Annotated in this window: 16 protein-coding genes; 2 read left to right on the forward strand and 14 right to left on the reverse strand. The window is 58.5% G+C overall.

Features of this window, described 5'->3' with window-relative positions; all coding sequences use genetic code 11:
• Window positions 1-80: 80 nt before the first annotated feature.
• Window positions 81-1,487: an FAD/NAD(P)-binding protein gene (locus JNB88_RS06325; RefSeq protein ID WP_220354728.1), complete on the forward strand. Its 1,407-nt coding sequence runs from the start codon at window positions 81-83 to the stop codon at window positions 1,485-1,487.
• Here JNB88_RS06325 and JNB88_RS06330 read toward each other — a convergent pair whose 3' ends face one another.
• From JNB88_RS06330 to cyoA, 5 genes are read right to left on the reverse strand one after another with little or no spacing between them, the layout of a single operon-like run.
• Window positions 1,488-2,243 (reverse strand): SURF1 family protein, encoded by a 756-nt coding sequence (locus JNB88_RS06330; RefSeq protein WP_037134262.1) that lies wholly within the window; start codon window positions 2,241-2,243, stop codon window positions 1,488-1,490.
• Window positions 2,244-2,289: 46 nt separating this feature from the next.
• Window positions 2,290-2,691 carry a cytochrome o ubiquinol oxidase subunit IV gene (gene cyoD, locus JNB88_RS06335; RefSeq protein WP_037134261.1) on the reverse strand — a complete coding sequence of 134 codons (402 nt, stop codon included), beginning with the start codon at window positions 2,689-2,691 and terminating at the stop codon, window positions 2,290-2,292.
• Complete coding sequence (cyoC, locus tag JNB88_RS06340) at window positions 2,688-3,308, reverse strand: cytochrome o ubiquinol oxidase subunit III (protein ID WP_037134260.1); 621 nt, start codon at window positions 3,306-3,308, stop codon at window positions 2,688-2,690. Before cyoC ends, cyoD begins: the two co-directional genes overlap by 4 nt.
• 4 nt (window positions 3,309-3,312) lie before the next feature.
• Window positions 3,313-5,316, reverse strand: a complete 2,004-nt coding sequence (cyoB, locus tag JNB88_RS06345) for a cytochrome o ubiquinol oxidase subunit I (RefSeq protein ID WP_037134259.1) — start codon at window positions 5,314-5,316, stop codon at window positions 3,313-3,315.
• A gap of 45 nt (window positions 5,317-5,361) precedes the next feature.
• On the reverse strand, window positions 5,362-6,525 hold the full coding sequence (cyoA, locus tag JNB88_RS06350; RefSeq protein ID WP_220354729.1) for a ubiquinol oxidase subunit II: 1,164 nt from the start codon (window positions 6,523-6,525) through the stop codon (window positions 5,362-5,364).
• Between the two features lie 380 nt (window positions 6,526-6,905).
• Between cyoA and JNB88_RS06355 the strand changes: the two genes are divergently transcribed.
• Window positions 6,906-8,237 carry an MFS transporter gene (locus tag JNB88_RS06355; RefSeq protein ID WP_037134257.1) on the forward strand — a complete coding sequence of 444 codons (1,332 nt, stop codon included), beginning with the start codon at window positions 6,906-6,908 and terminating at the stop codon, window positions 8,235-8,237.
• 71 nt (window positions 8,238-8,308) lie between these two features.
• Here JNB88_RS06355 and JNB88_RS06360 read toward each other — a convergent pair whose 3' ends face one another.
• The 9 genes from JNB88_RS06360 to JNB88_RS06400 all read right to left on the reverse strand — a co-directional run bounded on the left by JNB88_RS06360 (window position 8,309) and on the right by JNB88_RS06400 (window position 21,430).
• A complete protein-coding gene (locus tag JNB88_RS06360) occupies window positions 8,309-8,779 on the reverse strand; it encodes a cyclic nucleotide-binding domain-containing protein (protein WP_037134256.1) in 471 nt (156 codons plus the stop codon).
• A gap of 84 nt (window positions 8,780-8,863) precedes the next feature.
• Window positions 8,864-11,578 (reverse strand): ABC transporter transmembrane domain-containing protein, encoded by a 2,715-nt coding sequence (locus JNB88_RS06365; protein WP_037134255.1) that lies wholly within the window; start codon window positions 11,576-11,578, stop codon window positions 8,864-8,866.
• A 192-nt stretch (window positions 11,579-11,770) separates the two neighbouring features.
• Complete coding sequence (locus JNB88_RS06370) at window positions 11,771-12,919, reverse strand: glycosyltransferase family protein (protein WP_037134254.1); 1,149 nt, start codon at window positions 12,917-12,919, stop codon at window positions 11,771-11,773.
• The gene (locus JNB88_RS06375; RefSeq protein ID WP_156142548.1) at window positions 12,901-14,148 is read right to left on the reverse strand and encodes a glycosyltransferase; all 1,248 of its coding nucleotides are present in this window, start codon (window positions 14,146-14,148) and stop codon (window positions 12,901-12,903) included. Before JNB88_RS06375 ends, JNB88_RS06370 begins: the two co-directional genes overlap by 19 nt.
• 11 nt (window positions 14,149-14,159) lie before the next feature.
• A complete protein-coding gene (locus tag JNB88_RS06380) occupies window positions 14,160-15,368 on the reverse strand; it encodes a glycosyltransferase family protein (protein WP_037134252.1) in 1,209 nt (402 codons plus the stop codon).
• 90 nt (window positions 15,369-15,458) lie between these two features.
• On the reverse strand, window positions 15,459-16,631 hold the full coding sequence (locus JNB88_RS06385; RefSeq protein ID WP_037134251.1) for an ABC transporter permease: 1,173 nt from the start codon (window positions 16,629-16,631) through the stop codon (window positions 15,459-15,461).
• Window positions 16,632-17,630 (reverse strand): ABC transporter permease, encoded by a 999-nt coding sequence (locus JNB88_RS06390; RefSeq protein ID WP_037134250.1) that lies wholly within the window; start codon window positions 17,628-17,630, stop codon window positions 16,632-16,634.
• 3 nt (window positions 17,631-17,633) lie between these two features.
• Complete coding sequence (locus JNB88_RS06395) at window positions 17,634-19,544, reverse strand: ABC transporter substrate-binding protein (protein ID WP_037134249.1); 1,911 nt, start codon at window positions 19,542-19,544, stop codon at window positions 17,634-17,636.
• Window positions 19,538-21,430 carry an ABC transporter ATP-binding protein gene (locus JNB88_RS06400; RefSeq protein WP_037134248.1) on the reverse strand — a complete coding sequence of 631 codons (1,893 nt, stop codon included), beginning with the start codon at window positions 21,428-21,430 and terminating at the stop codon, window positions 19,538-19,540. Before JNB88_RS06400 ends, JNB88_RS06395 begins: the two co-directional genes overlap by 7 nt.
• Between the last annotated feature and the right edge of the window lie 109 nt (window positions 21,431-21,539).

A 21,539-nucleotide genomic window follows, 5' to 3' on the forward strand; every position in this document is an offset into this window, starting at 1 on the left:
GAACCTCTTCAACGCGCGAGTAAATTTCCCGCGTTGAAACCAGTCGAGACACGATGCGCGAAGGTCGCAGGGGAGTTGAGATGACGGTTCAAGGACTTTTTTCTTCCAGGTCAGCGGCGGCAGCCCAGATCTCCGCGAGGCCGCGCTTTGCGATCGTGGGTCGCGGCTTCTCCGGGATGATGATGGCAATAGCGCTCATGAAGACGGTGCGCCTGCCTTTTCATATGCAGCTCTTCGACCCCAATTCTTCGGTCAGTGGCGGACAGGCACTGTCGTCGGCACGTGCCTCCACTATCCTGAACACGCGTGTGCGCGATCTGTCTGTTTCGGTGGGCGACACGGATGATTTCAACGACTGGCTCTGTAGCAACGCGGAATTCCGCGCTGCAGTCCCAGCTGCAATCCCGGGATTCCGCCAGATATTCGTGCCTAAAGACATCTTCAGCGACTATGTCTACCAGCGTTTTTCCGAAGCCTTGTCCGCTCGCAAGGACATAACCGTCCAGGTCTGCCATGATCCAGTCGTGGCGATCCGCAGGACGCATGGCAACCGCTTCCTGCTGGAAAGCGCCAACCCTGCCAATCCACTTTTCGACAGCGTGATCCTTGCCACGGGCTACGGTATGCCCGAGATCGAAGACCCGGCGCGAGATCCGTCGCCGGTCAGAGCCCAGAGGCTCATTGCGCGACCCCATACGGTGCTTCTCGGCAGCGGTATCAGGGTCGTCGATCATCTCCTGCAGTTGCGCGATGCTGGCTACCAGGGCCAGATCACAATCGTTTCCCGCCGTGGCTTTCTGCCGCAGAGCCACACCCCGAATTCTGCCGATCCGGTTTTCCCTGCCGCGGCCTTACCATCCAACCTCCCCGAGATCCTGCGTTTCATCCGCAACGCCTGCCGCGAAGCAGAGGAGGAGGGTCGAAGCTGGCAGTCCGTCATGAACGGGCTGCGCAAGCACGCCCGTTCGCTCTGGCGCTCGCTACCGGCTCATCAGAAACGTCAGTTCAATCGGCACCTTCGCGCTATCTACGACAGCCATCGCAACCGTTTGCCGGAGGCGATCTATGCACGCCTTCAGGGCGAACTCGCGAGTGGCAACACGATCCTTCGCCGCGGCGTCGTGGGAAGGCAGGGCCTGAGCGGCATTTTCTTCCGTCCAGCCGGATCGGCCTGCGACGAGGTCATCCATGCTGAACGAATACTGGATTGCCGCTGCCGCGGACCGCAACTGAATTCTCCGCTGCTTTCAAGCCTGCAAAACCAGGGGCTGGCTCTAGCAGACGAATTGTCACTGGGCCTTGCAGTGAACCAGCGCGGCCAGCCGTGCCTTGAGGACGGATCAACCGTCGGCGGATTGTTTGCAATTGGACCCCTCGGCCTCGGCAGTTTGCCTGATATCGATCTCGTTCCTGAGATTGTCAGCCAGGCCTATGCAGTGGGAGAGCACATTGCCGAGCGCTTCTATCCCAAGAGCAAGGCCGTCTGATCACGACCGGCGGGAGCGGATCTCGCTTCGGGCGACGAAAATCAGGAGCGCGGCAACCATGGCCGCCAACACGAACCAGGTGATGGCGTAGACGAGATGATTGTTGGGGAATGCGATCTGCGTCAAGCCACCAACCGGCAGGGCTCCGGGATTGACGGTCGCGTCGGCATCGATGAAGTAAGGTGCGACAAGCGCGATATTGCGATGCTCCGCGATTGCCGCGACATCGCGTGAATACCAGCGGTCGCTGTTCGGATCGTTGGACTTGAGGAGGGTGCCCCTCGGCTCGCTGATCCTCAAGAGCCCGGTGATCTTCACCGGCGTGGAAACCTGCCCTTCACTACGCGTTTTCGGATCGCGTCTGTCGGTCGGCACGAAACCGCGGTTGATCAGGAGCGATGTCCCATCGGCGAGGCTAAGCGGCGTGATCACCCAGTAGCCGGCGCCGAGCGCCGTCGACGCGTAAATCAGCGTCTCCCGATCGTTTTGCAGGGTCCCTTGGGCCATCACGTGGCGATATTCGTCCTTGGCGCGGCTGACGTCGTTCCACTCCGCGCGTGTCGGAGCCGGCACCGGCTCCGCATGAACCCGCTGGTCGACGCGGGCGATCAGATCCTTTTTCCAGGAGAGGCGCTCGACCTGCCACACACCAAGCGAAGTCAGTGCCACAATCAGCGAAACCATCAGGCCGCAGAATATCACCAGCCCGGCGGCAGTATGCTGTCTTTGTGCTTTGTCGGGAGAAACGTCGGCCATGGCCAAAAATCCATGCGGGCGGCGCAAGCGCCGCCCGCTGTTGCCCTTAAGGCATGTTCTTCATCATTTCGGGGCTCATCGGCATCATGTTGGTGTTCAGATGATGCATGACCCAGAGAGAGCCTGCGAGCGCGATGGCGACGAGCAAAAGCGTGAAGATTAGCGCCATCATCGTCCAGCCGCCTTCAGAGCGCGGGTTCATATGCAGGAAGAAGATCATATGAACAACGATCTGGATGGCGCCAAGCCCCATGACCCAGGCGGCAGTGACGGCCGGGCTCTCGAACACGCCGGCCATGACCAGCCAGAACGGGATCGCAGTTAGAATGACCGACAGCACAAAGCCGATCATGTAGCTCTTGAAGGTGCCGTGGGCAGCCTCGTGACCGTGGCTATGACCATGATGGGCTTCGTGAGCGTCTTCGGTTGCAGGTGCGTTGGAGGTCATCCGAGAACTCCCATGAGATATACGACGGAGAAGACGCCGATCCAGACGACGTCGAGGAAGTGCCAGAACATCGACAGGCACATCAGGCGGCGGCGATTTTCCGGAATGAGCCCGCGCAGCGAGACCTGTACCATCAGCGTCACCAGCCAGATGATGCCAAAGGTGACGTGCAGGCCGTGGGTGCCGACGAGCGTGAAGAAGCTCGACAGGAAGGCGCTGCGGGTCGGACCAGCACCCTCGTGGATCAGGTGCGCGAACTCGTAAAGTTCAAGCCCGAGGAAGGCGAGGCCGAAGATGCCGGTGATACCGAGCCAGAAGAGCGTTGCGCCCTTCTCTTTCCGCTCCATCTGCAGCATGGCAAAGCCGTAGGTGATGGAGGACAAAAGCAGCATCGACGTATTAATCGCCACCAGCGGCAGATCAAAGAGATCGGCCGGCGAGGGTCCGGCCGCATAATTGCGGCCGAGAACGGCGTAGGTCGCAAAAAGCACCGCGAAGATGAGGCAGTCGCTCATCAGGTATAGCCAGAAGCCCAGCATGGTGCTGCCTTCCGGATGGTGCTCCTCGGTGACGTAGAATTCAGGCTTGTCGGCCTTGTCGATTACAATATCGCTCATGGTCTTACACCTGCTCGGCAAGCAGCGCCGTACGCTTTGCTTCCGTTTCCGTGACTTCCTCGGCGGGGATATAGAAATCGCGGTTGTAGTTGAATGTATGGCCGATCGACACGACGAGCATCGCGGCGAACGACAGGACGGCAAGCCACCACATGTACCAGATGAGGGCGAAGGCCAGCACAACGCTAATAGCACCGAGGATGACACCGGTTCCGGTGTTTTTCGGCATATGGATCGGCTTGAAGCCTTCCAGCGGACGGGCGTAGCCGCGCCCCTTCATGTCGTACCAGGAATCATGATCGTGGACGACGGGCGTGAAGGCAAAGTTGTAGTCCGGCGGCGGCGACGAAGTCGACCATTCCAGCGTGCGGCCATCCCAGGGATCGCCCGTCGTATCGCGCAGCTCCTCGCGCTTGAAGAAGCTGACGACCAGCTGGATGATGAAGCTCGCGATGCCGATCGCGATCAGGACAGCACCGAATGCCGCAATGATGAACCATATCTGCAGCGACGGATCCTCGAACTGCGACACGCGTCGCGTAACGCCCATGAGGCCGAGGACATAGAGCGGCATGAAGGCGAAATAGAAGCCAACCAGCCAGAACCAGAAGGACATCTTGCCCCAGAATGGATCGAGCTTGTAGCCGAACGCCTTCGGGAACCAGTAGGTCACGCCGGCCATCAGGCCGAACACAACGCCGCCGATGATGACGTTGTGGAAGTGGGCGATCAGGAAGAGCGAGTTGTGGAGCACGAAGTCGGCCGGCGGAACGGCAAGCAGAACGCCAGTCATACCACCGATGACGAAGGTCACCATGAAGCCCAGCGTCCACAGCATCGGCACTTCATAACGGATGCGGCCCCGGTACATCGTGAACAGCCAGTTGAACATCTTCGCCCCGGTGGGGATTGAGATGATCATTGTGGTGATGCCGAAGAACGAGTTTACGCTTGCGCCCGAACCCATCGTGAAGAAGTGGTGCAGCCACACGAGATAGGACAGGATCATGATCACGCAGGTGGCGTAGACCATCGAAGCATAACCGAACAGACGCTTGCCGCAGAACGTTGCGACGACTTCGGAGAAGATCCCGAAGGCAGGCAGCACCAGAATGTAGACTTCCGGGTGGCCCCAGATCCAGATGAGGTTGACGTACATCATCGGATTGCCGCCAAGGTCATTCGTGAAGAAGTTGGTGCCGGCATAGCGGTCGAGCGACAGGAGCGCTAGCGTTGCCGTCAGGATTGGGAATGTCGCAACAATCAGGATGTTGGTGCAGAGCGACGTCCAGGTGAAGACCGGCATCTTCATGAAGCTCATGCCAGGCGCGCGCATCTTCACGATGGTTGCAATCAGGTTGATACCTGACAGCGTCGTGCCAACGCCGGCCACCTGCAGCCCCCAGATGTAATAGTCGACGCCAACGCCCGGACTGTAGTCGGATCCCGAAAGCGGCGGATAGGCCAGCCAGCCAGTCTGGGCGAATTCACCAACGAAGAGCGAGATCATGATGATGATCGCGCCTGCTGTCGTCATCCAGAAGGAGAAATTGTTCAGGAACGGGAAGGAGACGTCACGCGCACCGATCTGCAGCGGTACCACGAGGTTCATCAGGCCGGTGACGAACGGCATTGCCATGAAGAAGATCATGATCACGCCATGGGCGGTAAAGACCTGATCATAATGGTGCGGGGGCAGATAACCACCGGATCCGTTGAAGGCGATTGCCTGCTGGAAACGCATCATGATTGCATCCGAGAAGCCACGTAGCAGCATGACGAGCGCAAGGATGACGTACATGATGCCGATCTTCTTGTGATCGACGCTCGTCAGCCACTCGCGCCAGAGATAGCCCCAAAGCTTGAAATAGGTAACAACGCCCAGAAGCGCGATCCCGCCAAGCGCCACGGCGGTGAATGTCACGACAAGGATAGGTTCGTGATAGGGGATCGATTCTAGGGTCAACCGACCGAAGATAAACTTCAGGAGGTCAGGATTGGAAAACATGGATTAACCCGTTCATTGATGTCGTATCGACGCAAAGCGCCAGGTCTAGTTGTTATTCGGCTGCGCAGGCGCGGTGTCACCACCAGTGCCATGGTCCATACCAGGCATCGAGTGCCCGTCATGCTGCATGCCGGGCATCGTCTGCGTATCTGACGCGGCGCCGCCCGTGGTATCCGCCGGTGTGGTCTGGGAGGCATCATGACTTTCGGCAGAAGCTCCGTGCCCGCCGACCTGATCAGCATGGCGGCTATCGTATTCAAGCTTGTCGCGGTTCTCGGCGCTTTCCTTGCCGCCACCACCCATCATGTCGATGTGCATCATCTCGTTCATGCACATCTTGCCGGGTGTTGCACACATGTTGAGGATCGCGTCGAAGAGGTCCTTGTCGACCGTCGCGAAGTAGCGCACGGGCTCCCTCTCGCTCGGCCGTTCGAGCTTCAGATAAGTGTCGCGGTTCAGTGCCGTGCCCTTCTCCTTGACCTGCGCGACCCACTGGTCGAAGCCCTGCTGGTTGACCCCATGGAACTTGAAGCGCATGTGCGAGAAGCCGGCGCCGCTGTAGTTGGCCGAAAAGCCGTCGAAGACACCTTCCTTGTTGATCACGGCGTGCAGCTTGGTCTCCATACCAGGCATCGCATAGATCTGGCCGGCAAGTGCCGGGACGTAGAAGGAGTTCATGACCGATGAGGCGGTGATTCTGAAGGTGATCGGACGATCGACCGGCGCTGCCATCTCGTTGACGGTCGCAATGCCAAGTTCGGGATAGAAAAACAGCCATTTCCAGTCGAGCGCGACGACTTCGACGGTCAGCGGCTTAACCTCGGCCGGAATGGCGCGCTCAGCGTCAATCCGATCGAGAGGACGAAAAGGGTCGAGCTTGTGAGTGCTGATCCAGGTGATCGCACCAAGCGCAATGATGATCGCCAGCGGCGCTGACCAGATGACCACTTCGAGACGTGTGGAATGGTGCCATTCGGGATCATACGTGGCGGCCGTGTTGGAACGGCGGTAGCGCCAGGCAAACAGCAGCGTCAGGAAGATCACGGGAACGATGATCAGCAGCATCAAGACTGTCGATACGACAATCAGGTCGCGTTGCTGCATGGCGATATCGCCCGAGGGCGACATGACCACCAAATTGCACCCTGCCAGCGTCAGAAGGAGCGGCAGAATGAGGAGATGGCGGGAAAACTTCGGCAGTTTTTGCACGTCTCTATGCTCTTGTTGTTTCATCCAAACGGCGACTAAAGCACTGTACCTGATAGCAACATGAGGTGTTTGGTCGCAGTGCAGCAGAAATGCCGCACTGCGGAATAAGACAGGTGGCTCAGGATGTCAAAATCCTGATCGACATTCGCAGGATTTTTGTACGCACCCCTTTTTGAAGGGCTAATATATCCGCGCAGGCCGACGATGCCAGCCTTCAGCAGCCGGATTCTGGGGTACAGAATGCGATTCTTGGTCCACATGTAATTTTCGCGCCGACGGATGAACTATTTACGCCGAACGGACTTGATAAGCGCAGGGGTTTGTTCAAGATCTCTGGTGAGGCGCTTTGCCACAGGTGCCTCGACGAGGGAGGCATTCGAATGGCAAATACGACACACTATGGACCATCATCCACATCGATGGAGCAGGACGCGCGGCGGATTCACGCGGACAAGCCTGTTTCACCCGGCAGTATCGCGATCGGCGTCGTCATCGGACGCATGTCGGAATTCTTCGATTTCTTTGTTTATGGCCTCGCATCCGTGCTGGTCTTCCCTCAACTTGTCTTTCCATTCGCGCCTGATCGGCTGACGGCGACGCTCTATTCCTTTGCGATCTTTTCGCTGGCATTCCTGGCACGTCCGGTCGGATCTGTCGTGTTCATGACCATCGACCGTATCTACGGACGCGGCGCCAAGTTGACGGTTGCCTTGTTCCTGCTCGGCGGCTCGACTGCCTCCATCGCTTTCTTGCCCGGATACAACGAGATTGGCGTATGGTCGATCGCGTTGCTTGCGCTCTTTAGGCTCGGGCAGGGTTTTGCGCTCGGCGGCGCATGGGATGGCTTGGCTTCGCTGCTGGCACTCAACGCGCCACCAAATCATCGTGGCTGGTATGCGATGATCCCGCAGCTGGGTGCGCCAATCGGTTTTGCGCTGGCAAGCGCCTTGTTTGGATACTTCATCGCCAACCTGTCCAGCGAAGATTTCCTGAGCTGGGGCTGGCGGTATCCGTTCTTCGTCGCCTTTGCCATCAACGTCGTTGCGCTGTTTGCGCGCTTACGCCTCGTGATGACGCCGGATTTCGGCTCGGCACTGGAGCAGCATGAGCTGGAAGCCGCACCGATCCGCGACGTTCTGCAGGTTCACGGACGCGATATCCTGCTCGGTGCCTTCGTACCGCTCGCAAGCTTCGCCATGTTCCACTTGGTGACGATCTTCCCGCTTGGCTGGGTCTATCTCTACGGAACACACCCGATCGGCGGCTTCATGGTCGTCCAGATCATTGGTGCCATGGTCGGTCTCGTCGCGATCGTCATTTCCGGAATGATCGCAGATCGCATCGGTCGGCGTGCGCAGCTTGCGATCTGTGCGATCCTCATCGCCATCTTCAGCTTCGTCGGTCCGATGCTAATGGCGTCGGGCTCCGGGGGGCAGGAAGCGTTCGTCATCATCGGCTTCGGTGTGCTCGGCCTTTCCTTTGGCCAGGCAACCGGTTCGATCTCATCGCGGTTCGGCAGAGGTTATCGATATACCGGAGCAGCCTTTACTTCGGATCTCGCCTGGCTCGTCGGTGCCGGCTTTGCGCCCTTGGTGGCACTGACACTGTCTAGCCGCTTCGGTTTGGCTTTCGTTGGCTACTACCTGCTGTCAGGCGCCATCTGCACTCTTGCTGCGCTGGCGTTCAGCAAGGCGCTCGAACAGCGCGATTGATTTCCACAAGAACGAAAAGGCCCGCCACGCAATCGCGAGGCGGGCCTTTTCGTATCAGGAAGCTGAAAACCCTACATAGCCGCCGCTTGCGGCTGTTTCGCTGCGCGCGCAGCCGTCAGTTCCGCTGTGGTGTGGTTCAGACGATCGGCAAGAACGCGCATAATTTCGACGGCCATTTCCGGAAAATCACTGAGAAGCTTCAGGAAATGCTCCTTGCTGATCCGCAGGACTTCGAGAGGCGAGGTCGCTCGAACCGTGGCGGTACGCGAAACATCGCAGAGAATGGCGATCTCGCCAACGATGGAGTTAAGTTCAACGTCGGCGACCTTGATGTCGCCCGCCGGCGAATGAACCAGAATGTCGGCAGTGCCAGACAAGACGACATAGGCCGCATCGCCAGGGTCCCCTTGGTGGAAGAGATCCTGCCCGACGTTGTATGTCATGCGATCGGAAGTGAAGGCAAGAAGCTTTAGTTTCGCGGGCGCAATCCTCGAAAAGATCGGCACCCGCCGTAGCATTTCCACTTCGTCTCTTAGCAGCATGAACGTCCTACCCTTGTCGCGCTGTCCGGTGCGCGGTGTTAGACCGTGGCGCCTCACGCCATCTTATTGTCCGTCAATAGGATATTACGATAACAGTTCCTTGAACATACCGTTTTGCTCGGAAAGTTCCGGAAAGTTGCCTGCCTCAGCCAGAGCACCTCGGTCGAAAAGCAGAATCCGATCAAAGATTTCCGCAAGCCTTGCGTTCGAAAGCACCCAGATGATCGCGGGCCGTTCGCCCTCCTTGTGCAGCCCTTCGACGATATTGCGGGTAATCTGGTCCTGAACGCGTTGATCAAGCGCTGACATGGGTCGGTTAAAGACGAAGTAGTCGGAGCGCTTGAGAAGCGCGCGAGCAAGATTCAATTTCTGCCGCTGCACCATTGTGAGGCGTTTGCCGCCGGAACCGACGTCGAATTCGAGCCCGATCGACAATACGTCGTCGAAAAGTTCGAGTGAATCGAAGAGGTCACCCATGATGGCACGGATACGGTCCGACGCGTCGGCCTGTTGATAGGCTATACGTCCGAACAGGACATTGTCCATGAGGCTTGCCGAGGAGATGAAGTGCTCGGGATCGTAGCGTTCGATCACGGCGGCCAGGTCATCAGGAATATTCTCATGGAACTGCTTGCGGGCGCTGACGATCTTCGCCATCAGCTCTTCCGTCAGGAGACCGAAACGATGCCGAGGCTCGATATAGGCAAAGCTTAGCCGAATAATGGCCGAACGCTCATCAGGCGTCGCGTCGTCAAACCGCCGGCTCTGCAACTTCTGCAACAGCGCCTGATACGTCGGAATATCGTCTGGCGTCATGAAGGTCAGTTGCTGGAAGAACGGATGGTCTGGCGGCAGGTCGTGGAAGAGTTCAACGGCGTTTTCGGCGATCTCGAGGCCCATGGCGTAGAGGTCGTTGCTCAGGCCTGTCTCGCGGAAAAGTGCCTGGAAATAGGGGTGAGCTGCCAGTCGACGATTGTTCATCATCGGTCGCTTCATCGAACCGAAGAGCAGGTTTTCGCCGACGGTGGCCTGCGGATTGAAGGCATCGAAATCAAACGGCACGACGATATTGCCGAGTTCCGACTCGGCCATGCGTTTGCGAAGGGCCGTGCGCAGATCGACAATGTGGTTCGCGAGGACGACATGCACGCTCGTGTTGACGTTCGATCGAAGCGCAAGGTCGAGAATGTCCTGCGAAATCAATACCGCATCCAGCACCGGACGGATCGCTGTCAGGATATCCTCCGGGCCGGTCGCGCCAGCGGACTGGTAGTCAACCCAGTCGCTGTTGATATCCATCGTCGGATTGCCAGCTTTCACAGCCTCTTCGGCATGCCATTTGGCCTCCTGAGCTTCCTTGCCGTCATAGCTCGGCTCACGCAGCGGAGCGTGCTTCAACCCGTAAAGGAGATTGTCCCGGAGCGTGCCGTGGAAGAAGTAACTGTCGGCGGATGCGTAAGAGATGCGCCTGCCTGTCACGGATTCCGGCAGGTCAAGGAGGTCCTTGCCATCGATGGTGACACGACCGGAATCTGGCCATACCAGCCGCCCGAGTGCTTCCGCGAAGGCCTCTGCGCCGCTTGAATTCGGGCCGACGACCGCGACCGTTTCATTCGGCTTGATCTCGACGGAAACGTGATCGACCAGCCGCGCGCCACTGTCGTCGCTGACTGTCAGGTTGGTAACCACGAGTGGAGCCGTGAGAGCACCAACCGCTTCTGGTGAAATATCCTGAATCTTGCCGTCGATCAGCGGCTCGACATTGAATTGCTCGTAGACCTGCTGGTACTTGACCTGCACATCCTGGCGCATCTGATCCCAATCAATCAGCTCCTTGAGGGGCCCCGGCAGATCCTTGTAAGCGCTGATGACGGCGACGAGCTGACCGATGTCGAGCCGACCCTGCAGCGCGAGGTAGCCGCCGATCGCGTAAAACAGGAACGGTGTGACCTGGGCGAGGAAGTTGTTCAGAAACTTGACCAGGAACTTCCACTGATAGAGATCGTAGCGGATGGAAAAGATCAGTCCGAGCCGGGTAGCGATGTCGGCACGCTCGAAATTCGATGTATCGTTTCCGTGAATGGTCCCGATGCCATCGACGATTTCGCCGACACGGCCGGAAAGTTCGCGTGCTGTCAGCTGGCGCTGGCGACCGAGTTCAAGCAATCGCTTTCGCATCCGCGGGATGACCACAGCCTGCACGCCGACAATGGCCGCAGCGATCATTCCGAGCCAGAAGTTCTGGACGATGATAAAGGCCAGCGCTGTCAGCGCCTGACCGCCAAGCAAGGCCGGAGAGACAAAGGCATCGCCGGTGAAGCCTCCCATCGGCTCCACCTCATCCTTGATCATTGTCGCGATTTCGGCCGATTTCACACGCTTGAAGTGCGAGGGTGGAAAGCGCAGAACGCGATCGATCAGTTCGAAGCGGATGCGGCGCAGCATACGCTCGCCTAGTCTCCCCTTGTACGTGTTGATGTAGAACTTGAAGAGGCCGTTCAACACGACCAGGGCCAGAAAGACGAGGCTGAGGGCCATGAGCATCTGCAACCGATCTAGCTGCAAACCTCCGAAAAATTCGACCTCCCCGATCACAGGAAAAGTGTAGGCCAGTCGCATGAAGGTTTGGGTTGCACCTTCCCCCTCGAAACCGGAGCCCTGAATGGGCCCATTGACGATCTGCTTCGGCAAGTCGAAGGACAGAAAATAGGGGATCATAGAGACCGCAACGACTGTCAGAATCCAGAGCTGCTGCAGCCGCGTGTTCGACCAGATGTAACGCGCGAGGCTTTTTTCCATTGCTAACCGTCAGTTGCCTGGGAAATCTGGGGGCTGTGAACCTGCGAAGGCGAGGGGAATGCCAAGAACAGGACCATGCAACCGGACCGCCGGATCTCATAATGAAAACAAGGCGAATCGGTTTGCCGTTGTCATGCCGATTCTCGCCGGGACGTTGTTTATATCACATGCCTTTCGCAAAGTGCGAGAGTTTCAGCCGATCATCGAGCGAATGATCGCCGCTGTCTTGTCTGCACCGCCGAGATCAAGAGGCATGGCGGGCGTGCACGACGTCGCCAGCGCAGCCTTGACCGCACCGGCAACGATTTCGGGGGTCAGGCCAACCTCCGGCAGGATGTCCGCAAGTCCGAGCGCTTTCAGTTTTTCCGCTCGAACCGTCTGTTCCGTCTCTCCGCCAGCGACGAAGGGAATGAGGATCGCTCTGCAGTCGGTCTGCAGCAGATCGCCAACGGTGTTGTAACCGGCCTGCGAGATCGACACGCGCGCCCCGCGGAGCAAGGAAGGAAAATCCTTCCGGAACCGGACCAGCGTGACATTGTGCGGCGTGGCATTCGCCAAGGCGGCGTATTCAGCCTCTGGAAGGTTCGGACCGCCGATGAGCAACCACCGCAGGTTTGATGGCAGCATTGCAGCAGCTGCGTTGGCAGCACGAAGCAGATCAACACCGACCGCTCCACCGCCCGCGGACGCGACGATATCGAAGGTCTCCTCGGGATCAGGCGCGCGGCCGGCTACCACCATTCCGGTATAGCGAATCTTGGATGCAATCTCGGACGTCAACGGGAAGGTGTCTTCCAAGCGGACAAAAGAGGGATCGCCGTGGACCAGGACACCATCGAAATGGTTCCGCACCAGCGCGACGGTTTCTTCGTCGCGTCCGGGTTTCCGGTTCTGCTGCAAGATATCGCGGACCGAGCTGAAGAGCTTCGGTCGCGGCTGTGTTTTCTCGATCGCATCCAGAAGTGGAAGAAGCTCGAACCGCATCTGCCGGCGCCCAAAGGGAAAGGCCTCGATGATAACGGCCTCGGGAGCTGCCTCGCGAAATGCCGTCAGCAGCAGGTCGCGGCGCCGGTTAAGAAATGCTTCGTCAGCGGCAGCGCCACCGGCATCGGCCAGCCCGGAGAAGCCCGCGTTGCTCGCAACGACAGGTGGCAGCGCCACAGTCTTGATATTTTCACCGGGGAAGCCTGGTACCGGCAGGCCGCCGGTGGCGACGGTGACATCAAAACCGTCCCTGACGAGAGCGGCTGCGATGCGACTAGCCCGGGCAATGTGGCCGATGCCAAGCAAATGCTGAACATAAAAAAAGACGCGGGGTGCACTCATGATGCCTTCTGCCATTCCCCCTCAAACAGCCGGCCGAGCTGTTCAATGCTTGCCTGGTGGTCAAACTGCTGACGCACCCGTCTTTCAGCGGCGTCTCCCAGCCTCGAACGCAAGGCAGGCTTCCGGATCATTGTCTCAAGCGCTGCAGCAAGCGCTACAGGATCCTCCGGGGGCACGACCATCCCGTTTTCACCATCCACAAGAAGCTCCGGTACGCCAGACACCGAGGTGGAAACGCAGGGCAGGCGTTGGCTTGACGCCTCGACCAGCACATTGGGCAAGCCGTCGCGATCGCCATCCGATGCAATCCGGCAGGCGAGTGCAAAAACATCGGCGCCGCGATAGTGCTCAAGCACATCTTCCTGGGCGAGGGCACCTTTCCAAGTGATCCGCCCCGTCAGGTTGAGCTCAGCGGCAAGTGCCTTTAGTTTTGGCAGCTTGTCACCGCCGCCGATATGCTCGAACCTCCAATTCAGATCGCGCGGAAGGAGCGCAAGTGCTCCCAAAAGCGTCTCGTAACCCTTCTTCTCAACTGCCCGCCCGACGCTCAAAATGCGCGCGGGGTCAGCAGGATTGCTCCCGTCACGGTCAGATCGCTGACCGTCAAAATGGGCAAAGCGCCTAAGATCCAGACCGTGATAGCTGAGATGCACCGCTTCCTTGCGCGGCGTCAGCGTCCGCATGTGTTCATAGCCATTTCGCGTACAAGTCACGGTCCAGCGAGCACTGCCAAGTTTCTCGTGGAGCTCCCAATCAGGAGACGTCCAGATGTCCTTGGCGTGGGCAGAGCAGGTCCAGGGAACACCGGTCAGGATGCTGGCATACTCGGTGACTGAGGCCGGGGTGTGAATGAAATGCGCGTGAAGCCATTCGCCATTGTCCGGCCATTCGCGCGCAAGCACCATTGCCTGTCCCAGCCGCCGGAAGCGATTGCGGGAGACATCCCGCCGGAGATCTTTGAAGAAGCGGCGCCAAAGGGCCTTTATCCCGGGCTTACCGAAGCTCGCATACAGCCCCTTCAAAACGCGAAGCGGCTCCTCGTGCAGGTATTCTGGCAGGTAGATGACGCGTGCCCTGATTTCATCATGCACGGGATGCCGCTTTTTATCGGTGGGGCGGCGCATGGAGATCAAAGTCAGGTCGAAGCCGGCCTTCTCAAGACCGAGCAATTCCTGCGCGATAAAGGTCTCCGAAAGGCGCGGATAGCCTTTCAGCACGACGAGAATTTTACGGCGCTGCAACAAGGTTCTGTTCTTCACTCGGCCCCGACGACGGAAAGGTGACGGCCTCGACCATCCAGCCAGTGTCCAACCGTCTCCGAAATATGATCGAGGCCCTGCAGTTGCAACGTGCAGCCGCTCCTTGACGGCGGCAACCGGTCGGGCAATCGTTTCAGGGCTTGAGACATAACAGACGGATCTGCGGACTGGTCCGGCAGAAGCATGTCGATGAGGCCCAATTCTAGCGCCCGTTGCGCCCGCAGCAACTGCTCTTCGCGCGGCTTCACACGCGGGACGATCAGCGCGGGCTTGTCGAAGGACAGGATCTCGCAATAGGTGTTGTATCCACCCATGGCCACGACGCCCGTCGCACCGGCAATCAGCTCCTCCATGTGGTTGTCGAACTCGATGACCTCGATGTAGGGGATGCGGGAGCCTTTGGCGACCAGTTTGGAGCGCTCGGCGGCTGGCATATAGGGGCCAAGCACCACCAGTGCCTTTTGCTGCAGGGTCGGATCGGCTTCATACGCGTTCATCACGTCATGGATCAGGTCGGAGCCATCGCCGCCGCCACCTGTGGTGACCAGGATATAATTGTCCGAGCGGGCATTGATCGAAGTCTTGCTCGCGGAGACGCTCCGTTGCAGGAAGCCGACGAAATCCATCTTCCTGCGGACACTTGGCGGGACATCAAGGCCCACTAGCGGATCATAAAAGTCCGGCGGGCCATAGACCCAGATGGAATCGTAGTACTGGTCGATCTTCTGCATGATGCCGTTCCTCTTCCATTCGGCATCGAGCAGGTGTGGTGCATCCATGATCTCGCGTAGACCGAGCACCAGAACGGTGCCCTGCGCCTTCAGATAGGCAAGCGTTTCCTCCACTTCCCCCTTCAGACCCATCGGCTCTTTGTCCACGATGAAAATATCGGGTTGAAAGGTTTCGGCGGTATGGCGAATGCTCGATTCACGCATCTTCAGCGTTTCATGCAGATCGATGTGGCTCGCCATCGACGTGTATTCGCCGTTGCGAAGTTTGATCACGCTCGGAATCTTCACGAAATCGACGCGCGCCCGATAGTCGAACGCGCCAGCAATCGTTGCACCAGAGATGATCAGGATATTCAGTCCACGATAATCCTCGACCAGGGCATGGGCGATCGCGCGGCACCGTCGTAAATGACCGAGGCCGAACGTATCGTGACTGTACATGAGGATACGGGCATCCTCCAGGCGCCGTGCCATGGGCACTCCTTCTGCGCTTTCGTTCATACTAGCACCGCCGGTTTCCGCTGGGCCGTCAGAGGACAGAGCGGTGCTCCGCCGGGCTGGCCGCTATTTGTAGGGATCTGCCGCATCGCGCAAGCCGTCTCCCAGAAAGTTGAACGCCAAAATCACCAGAACGACCGGTATAATCGGAAAAAGCAACCACGGATAGAATGCGATGACGCTTACGCTCTTTGCCTCTGTCAGGAGAATGCCCCAGCTCGTGATGGGTGGGCGCAGGCCGAGTCCAAGGAAGCTCAGCGCAGTCTCGCCGAGAATCATGCCCGGGATCGATATCGTGGCCGACGCAATCAGGTGTGACATGAAGCCTGGCACGAGATGTCGTCCGATGATGCGCGGGGTGCTGGCGCCCATCAGTTGCGCGGCCTGAACATAGTCCTCTTCACGCAACGCCAGAAGCTTCGATCGAACCGCTCGCGCCAGTCCAGTCCAATCGATGATACCCAGAATGACCGTGATCCCGAAATAAATGACGATAGGACTCCACGTCACCGGCATGATTGCCGCGAGCGCCATCCAGAGGGGTAGGCTCGGCAGTGACTGCAGAACTTCGATCAGGCGCTGAACGACCAGATCGAAGATACCGCCCCAATAGCCCGCCAACCCCCCGATCACGATACCGAGGCAGAAGCTGATGGCGATACCAATCAGGCCGATTGTCAGCGATATGCGTGCGCCATACAGAATGCGGGAAAGCACGTCGCGCCCAAGCCTATCGGTGCCCAGCAGGAACATCTGGCCGCCGACCGCCGGGCAAACCAGGTGAAGATCGGAACTGACCAGTCCCCAGAAATTATAGGAATCGCCTCGGCAGAAAAACCGGATCGGTTGAACTTCATCCGGCTTGTCAGCGTAAATGCGATGCAGCGTGTCGAGATCCAGCGACATACTACGCCCATAGACAAAGGGTCCGACGAACCTGCCGTTGTCGAAAAAGTGGACCCGCTGCGGCGGCGAATGGATGAAGTCGACATTCTTGGTATGCAGCCCATAGGGCGCAATGAATTCGACGACAATAATCATGAGGTAAACGGCCAGCAGAAAGACGCCGGAGGCAAGCGCCAGCCGGTGCTGCTTGAACTTCCACCACATCAACTGCTTTTGCGAGGCAAGGTGGATGCGCGATTGCGCAGACGTCATCCCTTCCGTCGCCATCGGATCGAAGGGTGCGGTAGAGACATAATGCGGCATTGGCGCGCCGGGCGGTGGCAAGGGCGACATCTATTTGGTGCTCCTGCCTTGGAGGCGGATACGCGGATCGAGGAAGCCAAGCGCGATATCGGAGACAAGCACCCCGATCACGTTGAGGAAAGCGAGGAACATCAGAAATGAGCCTGCGAGATACATGTCCTGGCTCTGGAGGGCCTTGATGAGCATCGGGCCTGTCGTCTCGAGCGAAAGCACGATCGCAACGATTTCGGCACCCGAGATAATTGATGGCAGAATTGACCCGATATCCGCGACGAAGAAGTTGAGTGCCATCCGCAGCGGATATTTTACCAGCGCACGAAGCGGGTGAAGCCCTTTGGCCCGGGCGGTCACGACGTACTGTTTTTGCATCTCGTCGAGCAGGTTTGCCCGCAGTCTTCGGATCATACCTGCCGTTCCCGCGGTACCGACGATGATAACCGGAATCCAGAGATGCGAGAGGATCGAGCGCGCCTTTTCCCAACTCATCGGCTCGTTAAGGAACTTCTGGTCCATCAGGTGCCCGATCGAAACACCAAACCAGATGTTGGCGAAGTACATCAGAATCAGGGCCAGCATGAAGTTCGGGATGGCGATGCCGAGCAACCCCAGAAAGGTCAGCCCGTAATCTCCCCAGCTGTACTGGTGCGTTGCGGAATAAATGCCGATCGGAAACGCGATCAGCCATGTGAGCAGAATGGTGGAAAAGGAGACAAGGATGGTTAGCCAGAGCCTGTCACCGACGACCTCCGAGACCGGCAGCTGATATTCGAACGAGTAGCCGAAATCTCCATGCAGCATGCCACCGACCCAGAGGAAGTAGCGAACGATCTCGGGCTGGTCAAAACCATACTGCTTTCGAAGCTCTTCGATCTCCTGAAGGTTGGCACTTTCGCCCTGGGCGCGCAGTTCTGCGATCTGGCTCTCGAAGAAGTCGCCTGGCGGGAGCTCGATAATGGTGAAAACCAGCGCAGAGATGATGAACAGCGTCGGCACCATCGCTGCAATGCGCCAGAGAATGTATCTCAGCATTCCTCAGGCCTCCCTGAACCAGAAGGAATCCGGCATGTAGAGGCCGAGAAAAGAGGTAGGGTCGAAACCATAGAGAGCCTTATCCGGCACGTTCTGGAGCCTGGCGGATCTGAGGATCGGCTGCAGGGTGCTGTTGATGAGCCCGATCGAGAAGACCTGTTGCGTGTAGAGTGCCAGCATCTGATGCCAGATGACCTCGCGCTCCTCGAACCTTGCTGTCTCGCCCCACCGATTGAGGAGGTCGACCAATTGTTGCACTTCAGGCAGATCAGGGGCACTGCCCTCTTGCCCGGCGGAAAGATAGTGCATCCCCCAGAGCGGCCATTGCAGCTGATCGTCCAGCGTCGGAGCGAGCTGCCCCGGAGACATGTCCGCAGTTGCGACGCCGTTCTCGATGCCATACCAGATCGACATCATAATGGTGCCGCTCATTGCACGACTGCGAAAAATGTCGCGTTGCGAGGTGCGCGTATAAAGAGCCAGGCCGATCTCCCGCCAGTGGTCACGCACCAATTCCAGGACGTCGGTGTCGAGGTTGCTTTCGCCAGCCGTTTCGACGGTGATCTCGGCACGGCGACCGTCCGGCAACAATCGAATGCCGTCGTCGCCGCGGTTCGTCAGTCCGAGTTCGTCAAGCAGCTTGTTGGCCTGATCCGGATCGTGCGCAATGAATGCTTCAGCGTACTCTGGCCTGAAGAGGGGACTGTCGGGCAGGACTGTGTCAGCACTTGCCTTTCCCAGGCCGTAGAAGGCGACCATGTTGATCTCATGCCTGTTGATCGCCATCGACAGCGCACGGCGGAAGCTTGCTTCGCGGAAGAGCTTGCGCCAAACCTCATCGGCGCAATTGAGGTTCGGCAGCAGCGCCACGCGTGATCCGCGTATCTGCTTCCACAGATTCACCCTCACAGGAAAGCGCTTTTCCGCATCCTTGAGAAAAGTGTAGTCGTTGAAATCGACGCCGGTTGCCTGGAGATCGGACTCACCAGCGCCTGCCTTGGCGGCGATGATCGAGGACGAGCTGACATTCAGGATGAACTTGTCGACGTATGGCAGCTGCACTCCGTTCTCGTCGACCCGGTGGAAAAACGGGTTGCGCACGAACACGAACTGGTCGGCCGGCGGCGCAGTGGTATTGCGCCATGGATCGAGCGTCGGCAGGTCAGGATTTTCCGGACGGGATGCGCGTGACATCTTGATGTGCAGGTCCGCCCACTTCTTGACCCGGTTTTGTTTCATCAACGCAGAAAGTCGAAAATCGTCCTGATACTTCTTGTGGAACTGCTTGAGATAGTGCCCAGGTCCAAAGATCACCAGCGGCAGAGGACCGGCGAGCGCCGGCATGAACATCGGATTGGGTCGCGCCCAAGTGTAGCGGACCCTTAAATCATCAAGTACCTCGAATTTTGGTAGATCGCCATGCGGCCTCAGCTCAAGTGCTCCGCCGCCCGGTGTCAGATCCTTGTTCAGGATCACATCCTCCCACCAGTAGCGGAAATCGTCCACCGTGAAGGGCGCGCCATCAGACCAGCGGTGCCCTTCGCGCAGATGGAAAGTAAAGACCGTGTCATCCTTCGATTCAAAGCCAAGCAGAATGTCGGGCTGGAACATCAAATGCTTGTCGTAGCCGACCAGGCGCGAATAGCCGTAGACGGTCATATAGCGGATGTCTTTCTGGCTGCCGATGATGGTGCGCACGGTACCGCCATAGACGCCAGGCTGCCGTCCCATCTCCTTCATGTTGACGATACGCGGGTGGGTCGGGAGGCGATCCACCATGGGCGGGACGCGACCGGCACGCAGCCAATCCCTGAGAAATTCGGGCTCAATGTCACGATCCGCCGCAGCGTTGACCACAGAAGGCACTACTGCCGAACCGATAAGACCACCCAGAAACGTGCGCCGCGTTACCATGAGCGAAGCTCCTTTGCGTCTGCACCCTTGCGGGCTCGCACAAGATGGCCATTGCCGAGATCGGCGTAGTCGAGCTCGGAAGCATCGTCGTGCTCCGCCGTAAAGGTAATTCCCCAGTTCTGCTTGTCCGCGGCGCCATTCTTTCTCAGCGCCTCGAAATCGAGTGGCCGGCTCAAGTCGGGGAAGGGAACTGCCGCCAGCAGCGACTTCGTGTAGGGGTGCACGGGATCGCGCAGAATAATTTCGCGGGGTGCGATCTCAACGATGCGCCCCTTGCACATCACAGCAATCCGGTCGGCCATATAGTCCACGACAGCCAGATTGTGCGAAATGAACAGATAGGTCAGCCCGAGATCCTTCTGCAAATCCTTCAATAGGTTGAGGATCTGCGCCTGCACGGACACGTCGAGCGCCGACACGGGCTCATCGAGAATGATAAGCTTCGGGCCGAGAGCCAGCGCGCGCGCAATACCGATGCGCTGACGTTGTCCGCCAGAGAAGCTGTGCGGGTAGCGGTTGAGATAGCGCCGATCGAGACCGATGGCGCCCATCAGGGCTTCCACGCGTTGCTTGCGTTCGGCGCTGTCGCCACGGTCGTGGATCTCCAGCGGCTCACTGAGGATATTGCGTACCGTCATGCGCGGTGACAGCGAGGAAACGGGATCCTGGAAGACCATCTGGATCTTGGTGCGCAGCTCCTGCAGATCATCGCCGGTAACGGACAGAACGTCGATGACGTCCTTGCCGTCGTTGAAGATCACCGAGCCCCCGTCTGGCGTGACGGCGCGCATAAGTATCTTGCTGACAGTTGTCTTGCCGCAGCCGGATTCGCCGACGAGCCCCAGGCACTCTCCGCGGCGGATGTCAAAGCTCACATCATCGACGGCGCGAACGACGGCAGCCTCGCGCGTTCCAAAGAGACCGCGATTGCGCGTCTTGAACGCCTTGGAGAGGTTGTTGACGGAAAGAAGTACGTCCGGCCCTTCGGCCTTCACCTTCTTCTTGCCGATCAAAGACTCCAGGTTAACAGGTACGTCACGCAATGCCTTGAGGCGCTCACCGGGTTTCATGTCGAAATGCGGCACCGCTGCCATCAGTCCCTTCAGATAAGGGTGCTGCGGGTTACCGAAGATGGACTCGACTGGTCCAGCCTCCATGATCTCGCCATGATAGATCACCACCACTTCGTCTGCCATGTTGGCGACGACACCGAGATCGTGAGTTATCAGCAGCATTGCCATACCGAGCTTGTGCTGGAGGTCGCGCAGCAATTCCAGGATTTGCGCCTGGATCGTGACATCAAGAGCAGTGGTCGGCTCGTCGGCGATCAGGAGCGCAGGATTGCAGATCAGCGCCATCGCGATCATCGCGCGCTGCCGCATGCCGCCCGAGAGCTCGAAGGGGTACATGTCGAACGTCCGCTTCGGATTGGCAAAGCCCACGAGACCCAGCATTTCCTCGGTCTTCTCGCGCGCTTCCTGCTTGTCGGCTTCCGTGTGGATGAGGAGCGCTTCGCTGATCTGGTTTCCGACCGTGTGAAGAGGCGACAACGAGGTCATCGGCTCTTGAAAGATCGTCGCCATGCGCCGACCGCGCAGATCGCGCATCTCTGCACTGTCGCGAGAGTACTGGAGGATATCGGTTGTCTTGCCGTCCAGGGGATCGGTGAAGAGGATACGTCCCTCAGCCTTCGCTGGATTGGGGAGAATGCCCATTATGCTCTGGCTGATCACAGATTTGCCCGAGCCGGACTCCCCAACGAGCGCCGTGACCTTGCCTGGCAAAATACGAATGTTCGCGTTTTTTACGACGCGCAGGCGATCGCCGAAAACCGAGAAGGAGACGTCAAGATTCTCGATGCGCAACAGATCCGAGGCGGACGCCATACCAATGAAATTCCCCAGCTTTTATGTTCCCGTTAAGGCACACTACCGTACCGCAATCGGGGTGTCCAGTTGATGACAGACACGTAAAACCTGGCGCAATTCATAGGCT

It is taken from the genome of Rhizobium cauense (assembly GCF_019511525.1).
GTDB lineage: Bacteria > Pseudomonadota > Alphaproteobacteria > Rhizobiales > Rhizobiaceae > Rhizobium > Rhizobium cauense.